Origin of the sequence: Guyparkeria sp. SCN-R1, from assembly GCF_003932495.1 — a bacterium.
Lineage (GTDB): Bacteria > Pseudomonadota > Gammaproteobacteria > Halothiobacillales > Halothiobacillaceae > Guyparkeria.
On the sequence record NZ_QZMT01000007.1, the window covers coordinates 114,530 to 124,891 of the forward strand.

Here is a 10,362-nt window from a genome sequence, read left to right on the forward strand (position 1 = left end):
GTTCGGTCGGCGCGCGAATTTTTCTACGCGGTCACGACCAGAAAGCCGGTCGATGATGACGACCTCATAGCCACGCCTGGAGCCGGTCGAGGGCCATGTCGATCTGTTCTTTCGTGTGTTCGGCCGAGATGAAGAAACGCAAACGGGCGGCACGTTCTTCGACGGCTGGGTAGATGATTGGTTGCACGTTGATTCCCTGCTCGAGCATCGCGTTCGAGCAGTTGGCCGCCTTGATCGAGCTGCCGAGTATTGCGGGCGTCACGCAATAGCCTTCACTGTCCCCGGTATTGATGCCCCGTGCCTTGGCCGCATCGAGGAAGTGGCGTCCGTTGGTCTGCAGTCGCGCGACGCGTTCCGGTTCGTCCCGCAGGATGGCCAGGGAGGCCAGTGCAGCCGCCGCCAGCGGCGGGGCGAGTCCCACGCTGTAGACAAACCCGGGGGCGCCGTAGCGGAGCATCTCGATCAAGGCCGTGCTGCCGGCGATATAGCCGCCGCAACTCGACAGCGTCTTGCTCATCGTGCCCATCCAGATATCAACCTCGGCCGGGTCGATCCCTTGCGCTTCCCACGTCCCTCGGCCACGATCGCCGAGTACGCCCAACGCATGGGCCTCGTCGACCATCAGGAAGGCCCCGTGCCGTTTCTTGATCTCGATGGCCCGGGCCATGTCCGGCGTGTCGCCGTCCATGCTGTAAAGCCCCTCGATCACGATCAGCACGCGATCGACCTGGTGGCGCTGTTCGCTGAGCAGGCGGTCGAGTGCCTCCCAGTCGTTATGCGGGAACATGCGTCGCTTGGCCCCGGAAAGTTCGGCACCTACCAGCGCGCTGTTGTGAATCAGCGCATCGTGGACGACGAGATCTCGCGGCCCGAACAGGTGACCGATCGTGGCGACATTGGTGGCGTGCCCGCTGACGAAGGTCAGCGCGTCGTCCGCCTGGTACAGGTCCGCAATAGCCCGTTCCAGCTCCCGATGAATGGGACGCTCGCCGGAGACAATGCGGCTGGCGGAAACCGACGTGCCGTAATCGGCAATCGCCTGTTCGGCGGCAGCCGTCACGCGCGGATCGCCATTGAGACCCAGATAGTCGTAGTTCGAGAAATTGACGCAGTCGACACCGTCGATCCGGCTGGTTCCCCCGGCTCGCACCTCATGCTCGCGGAAAAACGGGTTGCCAATGCCCAGACGCTTGGAGGCCTGCCGCTGGATCTGAATGCGCTCGTAGGCTTCGAAGTCCTCGAAGCGCGCACGTGCGGCATGGCGTTTACGGGGCTTTGCCCCGTTCCCGCCAGTCTGGTCGCCGGCCTTCGAACTCCGGAATCGTTCGATCAGGGCGTTTTTCTTGTCGCGCGTCAGCATCTTCATGCCCTGCGGGCCTCCCGTGCTCTCGCGTCGTTGGCCAGCTCGCCCAACGTCGCTTCATCGATGTCGGTTTCATGCTGTTCGGCCAGCTCTCTGACAATGCGGCTGGTGTCGTCCTCACCGTCACCATCGCCCTTGAGCTCTCCCCATACGCGGGAGGCCAGTCCCTCGATGCTGGCCGTCTCGCTCAATGCCATGGTGGGTACGCGAACCCCCAGGCGTGTTTCCAGGGCCAGGGTGAGTTCGACGCCCATCAACGAGTCCAGGCCGATGTCGAACAGGGACTGCTGCGGGTCGATTTGTCCGGCGGTCAGGCCCAGCACCTCGGCGACCTCCTCGGCAATCCACTGGCCGATCAGTGCCTTTGCCTCGGGCTCGCTCTTATCGGCCAACAGGGCTCGAAGATCGTTCTCGTCCTGTTGTTTCGGCCCGGCCGTTCGCTTGACCAGGTCGAACAGGGGCGACTCCGCCGTCGGCAGCCCGTGGGCCAGGGCGTGCCAATCCAGCGGCGATACCGCTTCGCCGGACAGCCCCTGATCCAGGGCCGCCTCCAACTCGGCAATCGCCTGCTCACCGGTCAGCGCCGGGGCACCCAGTCGTGCTTCCAGTCCCGTCTTGACCGTCTCGTTGTCGGCGAGCATGCCGATGTCCCCGATCGGTCCCCAGTTAAGGCACGTCGCCGGAAGTCCTTGCGCCCGGCGCGCCGCGGCCAGCCCGTCGAGGTAGCCGTTCGCGGCGACGTAGTTCCCCTGGCCGGGATTGCCCAGCACCGTGGTGACCGACGAGAACAAGACGAACGCATCCAGCGAAAGTTCACGGGTTGCCTCGTGAAGGTGCGCGGCACCTTTTGCCTTCGCGGCGATGACCGTCTCGAGACGGTCGTCGTCCAGATTGGCCAGCAGCGCGTCATCGAGAACCGTCGCGGCGTGGAATACACCACGCAGCGTCGTGCTTCCCCGGGGCAGGGAGTCGATCAGCGCGGTGACCTGCTCGTGATCACTGACGTCGCAGGCGCGCACGGTCAGGCGGTCCGCCGCCTCACCGAGATTGGCCAAGCGCTCGTCGAGCCCCGGGGTGTCCGCTCCGCGGCGGCCGACCGCTACCACCTCGCCCGCGCCGCGATCGAGCAGCCAGCGGGCAGTGGCAAAGCCAAAGCCGGCGAGTCCGCCCGTCACCAGATACGTGCCATCGGCATGGACGGTGAACTGGCCGGATGCCTGCGGGGCAGGGAGCATCGGCGGGGTCTCCAGCGAGACCACCACCTTGCCGATCTGCCGGGCCTGCTGCATGTAACGGAAGGCCTCGACCACGCGGTCGGCCGCGAAAACCCGATGTGCCAACGGGTTGACCTCGTGGGTCTTCATCCACGTCATCATTTCGCCGAAGACACGGCTCGCCACGTCGGGGCGAACGGACATCAACTGGTCGACGTCGATGCCGAAATAGCTCAGGTTGTTCTTGAACGGACGCAGGCCGACGTGGGTGTTCTCGACGAAATCGCGCTTGCCCAGCTCCAGAAACCGACCGAAGGGTTTAAGGGCGTGCAGGTTGCGGTTGATCGCTTCGCCAGCCAGCGAGTTCAGTACGACATCGACACCACGCCCGTCGGTTTCGGCCAGAATCTCGTCGGCAAAGTTGACGGAACGTGAATCGTGGATATTTCCGACCCCCATCATGGCGAGGAAGTTCCGCTTTTCCGGCGTGCCGGCGGTGGCGAAGACCTCCGCGCCAATTTGCTGGGCGATCGCAATCGCCGCGATACCCACGCCCCCGGCTGCACCGTGGATCAACACCCGTTCGCCCGGCTGCAGGCGAGCCAGCTCGATCAGGGCGTAGTAGGCGGTGAAGAACACGGTCGGCACCGTCGCTGCCTCGTCGAAGGACCAGCCGGCCGGCTTGGGATGAACCGCGCCTTCATGCGTGACCACGTGGCTGGCAAAGCACTGCGGACCGAAGCCAATCACCGCCTCACCCAGGGAGACGCCTTCGACGTCGGGCCCGGTGCGCGTGACGATGCCGGCGAATTCCAGCCCCATCGTCGGGCCCGAGAACCCGTCCTCGATGATGTCGTCACCCAGCAGGCCGAGGGCATACATCACGTCGCGGAAGTTCAGGCCGACGGCCTTGACGGCAACCTCGACTTCACGCCCGGAGAGCTCGCGGGGCTCGACCCGGCGCCAGGCCAGGTTCTTCAGCTGACCGGGCAGGTCGAAGCGCAGTTCGAAATGCTCGTTTGCCTCGGCCGGCCGACGTGCTGGTGTTGCCTGATGTAGTCGAAGGGCCAGCCGCGATTCGCCGCGCAGCACGATTTCCCGCTCCTCATCGGGACGGGATAGGGCGTGGCGCAGGACATCGGAGGCCAGCGCGGCGTCGGGATCCGGGTCGATCAGTTGCAGGTCGAGCACCGGGTATTCGTTCATCACCACGCGGCCAAAGGCCCACAAGGCGCTGTTCCAGGCGTCGGTCAGCCTGGAGGCTTGGGTCACGGCCCCGTTGGGCAACAGCCACGTGAGTCGCGGTGGCGTCTTTGCCTTGGCCAGCTGGTTGCACCAGTCGAGAAGATGCGCCAGCGATCCCGTGTCCGGGGTGCTCTCGGCCCCCGTCGCCGGGAAGGCGATCACGATCTCGTCGAATGACGGGACATCGGTTGGCTGGTTTTCGAGGTCGAGTCGGGTGACGTTCGCGCCGGCCCGGGTCAGCTCGTCGGCAAGGACGGTTGCGGCCTTGTCGTTGCTCGATGCCGGGGTGATGACGGCCCATCGACCGGCAATCGAGACAATCGAGGCAATCGAGGCAATCGAGGCAATCGAGGCAATCGAGGCAATCTGGGCCTGCGTCGGCGCGGTCTCGCGACAGGCCAGCAGCGCAAAGGTCGATTGCGCCATCTGGTCGGATTCGGTCGCGGTGGCCACGGTTTGAATGCTTGTCCACTTGTCGGCACGGGCAGGCAGCGAGTCGGCGGCTTGCGGTGCCGAGCCGGTCGCCGCGGCCATCAGCGCCTGCCAGTACGGTGCCGCATTCAGGCCGGAGATCAGCACCCGGCCGTTCGCGGCCAGGTGCTGGCTCAGGCTGTTGGCGAATGCGTCCGACTCCGCGCTCATCCCCTCATCCACCCAGATGATCAGATCGAAAGCCGGGTGGTCGGTGGTCGGCAGGTCGAGCATGCCGGTCTCGGCATCCATGCCGGCGAGTGTCACGCGCGGGTCGCGGCCATAACGCGACTGCATGGCCTCGCGGTCGGTGGACTGCGGGCTGGTCAGGACCAGTTCGGCCTGCTGCCAGCCCAGGCGTTGTTCCAGCCGGTCGGCCAGGTCGAGCCAGTGGCCACCGACCTGCAGGATCCGCAGCGGACGGCCTTGCTGAACGTGCTCGAGCAGGGCGTCGATGGCGGCCAGGGTGAGCATGTCTCGTCCGGCAACCGACAGGCTGGCCCGGCGAAGCACGTTGGCATGTGGGCTGTCCGCCACGGTTTCCGTCAGCCGGTCGGCCAACGGTGTCGCCTTGTTTTCGGCCGGATCGAGAACACTGGGCAGGAGGCGGCCCAGTCGACCCAGCAGGATCAGTTCCGGTGAAAGCGACGGGTATTCCGCCAGCAGGCTCTGCCAAATGGCCTCGACCGGCGGTGGTGGCTCGTCCTCGCTGCGCTCCCAGCCCGACTCGGTCGCGGTCAGCCAGCCCTGGGTGACCAGTTGGTCGGCCAGCCAGTGGGCCCAGTCGAAGCTCAGATCATCCGTGGCCCGGTCGGACAGCATTTCGTGGCTGACCGGTGCGTCGCCGAACGTACCTTGCCAGGCCTCGAAGGCAGCCGAGGCGAGCAGGGCATCCAATAGCGGGCGCGCCTCGTCGAGAAACGCCTGATGCGCCTCGTCGGCACTGAGTTCTTCCAGTGCCGTGGCCAGTGCGTGTTGCCATCCCTCATGGTCCGGCCAGTTCGCGTCTGCCACCCCGTTTGCCGGGACGGTGTCGACGCGCCAGTGAGGGACGGTCTTGTCACGCCGCGTCACCGCCGCCAGGCGGAAGCGGCAACGCTCCATCACGGCGATGGTCTCGCCCGCCTCGTCGAGCAACGCGAAATCCGCGAGGATCGACTGGGGGCTCTGGCGTCGAATCTCGGCACGGCAGCCGGCGGCACGCCCGCCCCCCGATCGCCACAACAGGCGACCGATTGCTACCGGCAGCATGGTCAGCCCGCGGCGGGCCAGTACCTCGAGTGCCGGATGGCTGATCAGCGACTGGAAGCACAGATCGAGAATGCCCGGATGACAGTGATGCGCGGTGTCCGTGGAAACTGCCTCGGGCAAGGCAAACGTGGTGACCAGCCGGGGTCCGGCCTGCTCGATGCGTGCGATGCCCTGAAAGGCGGGCCCGTAATCCAGACCGATACGGCGAGCCTTGGCATAATGAGCCTCCGCCTCGAGTACGGTCGGGGACTCGGTCGTGTGGTTGTCCGGTTGCTTGGCTTCCACTGGCCGGGTTGGCGCACCCAGCACACGACCCACCGCGTGGTCGGTCCATTCGTCATCGCTCAAGCGCGGGCGCGAGCGAATGACGAATCGCCCGTCATCGCCCTGCAGGATCAGGCGCAGGACTCGCCCGTGTTCCGGTTCGAAGATCAGCGGTTGGCGCACCTCGAGGGCCTCGATATCGACGGCGTCGAGATCGAAGGCCAGCACCCCCGCTGCCACGGCCATTTCCGCAAAGCCGGCCGCCGGCATGATCGCCGCCTCGCCAACGCGATGGTCGGCCAGGTACGGCAGCACGCTGGTATCGAGTGGATTCTCCCAGCCGTGCGCCACCTCCCTAAGCGGATAACCGAGCAGGGGGTGAACGCGGTTGCGCAGGATCAGCGAATACCCCTCGGACGTCGCCTGCGTCCAGTAGCGTTTGCGGTCGAACGGGGAGAAGGGCAGGTCGAGGAACGGCGCGCTCTCCGGCAGGCGGGAGGCGGCCGTCGGCAGACCGGCGATCAGGTGAATCCGGTGTGCGCTTTCCTCGATATCCAGGCGGCTGTCGGCCTGTCGCTGGATCAGCGGGATGACGCGTGCAGTCGCCTCGGCGGCCTTGATGGTCTGGGTGAGATAGCGCGGCAGGATGGCGTTCGGTCCAATCTCGACCAGCACGTTGCTGCCGCCGTCCAGCAGGTCGCGGACGGCCTGTTCGAAGGCCACCGGCTGGCGGACGTTATCCCACCAGTAATCCGCCGTCATCTCGCGACCGTCCAGTGCCTTCCCGGTGACGCTGGAGACGAACCGCCGCTCGCCGGCTGCCGGCGTGAGGCCGTCCAGCCGTTCCAGCAGATCGGCTCGGATCGGTTCCATCGCCCGGGAGTGGAAGGCGTAATCCAGCGCCAGCATGCGGGCGAAAATGCCCTTGTCCTCGAGATGCTCGGTCAGACGCGTCAACGCGTCCTCGTCACCGGCTAGCGTGAGTTGGCCGGGGGCATTGGTGGCGGCGTGCTCGATCCAGGCATCCCCGAGATTCAGCGCCTCGATCTCGTTCCGCAGGGCTTCCCAGCTCAGGTTCACGGCCATCATGCGGCCATCACCGTGGGCCGCCACCTGGGCGCGACTGCGGTGGCAGACCAGTTCGGTGGCCTGCTCGAGTGTATAAATGCCCGCTGCCCAGGCTGCGGCCACCTCGCCGACACTGTGACCCATGGTGGCTTTAGGTGTGATGCCTTGCCCGGTCAGCAGGCGGGTCAGGCCCACCTGGATGGCGAAGATCAGTGGCTGGGCGACGGATGTGTCCCCGAGGTGGCTTTCCTCGGGAGTGGCGTTCAACTCATCGATGAGCGAGAAGCCGCCGTGTTGTCGTACCAACGCGTCGATTTCCCCGATGGTCTCGGCGAACGCAGGTGACTCGTCCAGTAGCCTCTGGCCCATGCCCAGCCACTGGGCGCCGTTGCCCGAATAGATGAAGGCGATTTGCGCCGGGACACCCAGCGCCTTTTCCTGCACCACGCCACGCAGGTCGGAGTCGTTCGGTTCCCGCGCGAGTTGCCCGAGTCGATCGATCAGTTCCTGCGGGGAGTTCCCGAAGACCGCGCAGCGTTGCTCCAGCCAATTGCGCCGATGAGCGGCGTTCCAGGCAACGGCGGGCAGCGTCTCGGGCGCGCCACTGAGCTGTTCGTGATAGGCCGCGGCCAGGGTGCCGATGGTCGCCGGGGAGCGGGTGGAGAGGAATAGCGCCGGCGTGGTGTCGTTCACCGGCAGGGCAGTCGGTTCGGTGGCCGGCGGGCTTTCCAGAATGACGTGGGCGTTCGCTCCACCGAAGCCGAAGGAATTCACGCCCACGCGCAGCGGCCGGTCCGTCACCTCCAGTCTTTTCGGGGCACGGACCACCTCAAGGTGGTTTTCCTTCAGATTCAGGGTCGGGTTGAGCGTGTCGGCGTGGATCGAGGGCGGAATCTGCGCATGCTTGAGCGTGAGCAGTGCCTTGACTAGCCCGGCCATGCCGGAAGCCGGCTCCAGGTGGCCGAGGTTGCTCTTCACCGAGCCGATGGGCAGGGGCGCTCCCTTGCGAGCGCGGCCCAGCACCTGGCCCAGCGCGCCTGTCTCGATGGGGTCACCCACGGCGGTGCCGGTGCCATGGGCCTCGACGTAGTCGATGTCGTCGGCGGACAGGCCCGCTTTCGCCAGCAGGCCGGACAGCAATTCGGCCTGCCCCTCGCCACTGGGAATCGTCAGCCCGTTCTTGCGCCCGCCGTCGGTATTGTTGCCCGTTGCGCGGATGACCGCATGGATCCGGTCGCCGTCAGCCTTGGCCTTCGCCAGCGGCTTGATCAGGAGCATTGCCCCACCTTCAGCGCGGACATAGCCGTCACCGCCCTCGGCAAAGGCCCGCGACCGGCCTTTGGCCGACAGCATGCTCGCCTTCGTAAATCCGACGAATGGGTACGGGTGCAGTAGCAGGTTCACCCCGCCGACCAGGGCCGAACCACATTCGCCTTGGCTCAGGCTCTGGCAGGCATGGTGCAGCGCGACGAGCGAGGAGGAGCATGCCGTGTCCACGGCCAGGCTGGGGCCGTGCAGATCGAAAACATAGGAGAGCCGGTTGGCCGCGACGCTGAGCGTGTTGCCTGTCATGGAATAGGCATCGAAGCTGGGCAGGTCGTCCAGCGAGCGTATGCCGTAATCCAGACCGGAGATCCCGAGATAGACCCCGCAATCGCTGCCGGCCAGGCGCGAAGCCGGGGTGCCGGCATCCTCGAGTGCATGCCAGGCCAACTCCAGCATCAGACGTTGCTGCGGGTCGAGCTTTTCGGCTTCGCGCGGCGAAATGCCGAAGAACGCGGGATCGAACTGGTCGATATCCGAAATAACCCCGGCGGCATAGGTGATGCTGCGGCCGGGCTCGCCACGGCGGTCGTGCTGCAACGTATCGGTGGCCCAACGTTCGGCGGGTACCTCGGTGACCAGGTCCTGGCCCTCCATCAGGGCAGACCACAAGGCATCCGGATCACTTAAATCCCCCGGGAAGCGGAAGGCTAGGCCAACAATCGCGACTAGGTCCGGTTGGTTTTCGTGTTCAGTGCAAGTTGCCAAATCAATTCACTCGACGGAGTTGGTAATGATCGGCGCGCACGTCCCCGGGCACGGATGGCCGTAGCAAAATCGCGTGGTGCGCGATGCTGCCGGACTCCCTGCCAGCGGAACGGTCGACGCCTCTTGGTTTGGTTGCGCGTCGCTCGAAGCGAGGCACTCTCGCTGGACGCGTCTTGGTGGCCTTTGCGGGGCTCACTGTCGAGAGACTCCGACAACGTTCCTTCCAAAGTGTTCCTGAAGTGTTTTGGTTTTGGCTTGATTTCTCCTCGAGCTCGCACTCGGGCGAGAGTCGATTTCCCTTCTCCCGGGGTGTTGTTTTCCTTGGTTATTTACCGTGATCCGTTACCCCGGAGTGGTGACCCGGCCCCCGGTCGTGCACCTGTCATGGTGCATGTCAATAATTCGAAGTTTTGCATTCTGCCTATATGCGGCGGTGAATCTGCCGAGGCGAGCATTACCAGATCCAAATATAACGCGGCTTGGATATGCTGGTGATGGGATATTTGATTCCCTTTATGTGGGTTATGAGTAGACGAGCGAATCCGACGCTCGGTTGAACTCAACTGCTCCCGGCAGGTCGGATATGGCGAGGGCAAATTCCAGGGCGACGGCATATCGCTCTGGTGAAATATTACACACCCCGTATCGGGATATTTGTCGCTGACAAATTCGTCACCGGGGTGAACTCAGTTGCCCCCGTTATGTCGGATCACCGTAACGACGCATCGGGGTGTTGGGTATCCCATGACTGGGGTGTTCAGCTGCCCGAATGCGCATTGTTAGTTCCTTGTTAAAACAGCAACATGCATGGATTCAGTTGCCTTGAGGGGGGCGGATCGGCCTAACGACGAATCCGGGTGTTAAGTATTCCTGGGTCGGAATATTTGAGGGCCTGGATAGGTATGCTGGTCGCCGACAAGGCCGTCACGTTCCCGTCATTTTGCTGAACTAAATTGCCCTCGATGTGTCGAGTGGTAGCAAATAAATATCAGGCGTATCGAGTATTTCTTTATTGGAATATTCCGTGCTCTGAATGGGGTGGTGTTTCTGATTGTTCGGTTTATTGATTGAACTCGACTACCCCCGTTGAGTCGAATCGGATCTTGCGTAAGAAGTGTTGCGGGAAATTAGCGTTCCGCAGTTTATATATCGCACGCTAAATATCAGGAACATTGAATGCCCATGATTTTTAGTCAATCTCATATAAAGCCGTTTTTCGCAGTGGCGGGAGGCAGTCCGGATGTGTTGGCAAATGCCCGCTCCGGAAGGGTTTCCTGTGATCACTGGATTAATTCCGGTCTCGGCTGTGGTGATTTTGGCCCATTATGGGTGCGCACTAGCCTGGCGCGCAAGGCTTTGTGTTTTGTGGAGTCCGCCGGATCGATTGATAAACCGCCGGCGGTAGCGTCCCGGGAAGTGGTGTAAATCTGGCGGGGTGAGGAGGCCACCGTGGCC

2 protein-coding genes are annotated in these 10,362 nt (G+C 64.2%); both read right to left on the bottom strand.

The window, feature by feature from the left end; genetic code table 11:
• Positions 1–64: 64 nt before the first annotated feature.
• Positions 65–1,366 (bottom strand): aminotransferase class I/II-fold pyridoxal phosphate-dependent enzyme, encoded by a 1,302-nt coding sequence (locus D5687_RS05955; RefSeq protein ID WP_125198853.1) that lies wholly within the window; start codon positions 1,364–1,366, stop codon positions 65–67.
• Positions 1,363–8,907 carry a type I polyketide synthase gene (locus tag D5687_RS05960; RefSeq protein WP_158611776.1) on the bottom strand — a complete coding sequence of 2,515 codons (7,545 nt, stop codon included), beginning with the start codon at positions 8,905–8,907 and terminating at the stop codon, positions 1,363–1,365. The genes D5687_RS05955 and D5687_RS05960 overlap by 4 nt, the downstream gene beginning before the upstream one ends.
• Positions 8,908–10,362: the final 1,455 nt, after the last annotated feature.

Excerpts from the sequence above, each read along its gene's own strand:
- D5687_RS05955 (WP_125198853.1), bottom strand. The coding sequence starts at position 1,366 with ATGAAGATGCTGACGCGCGACAAGAAAAACGCCCTGATCGAACGATTC.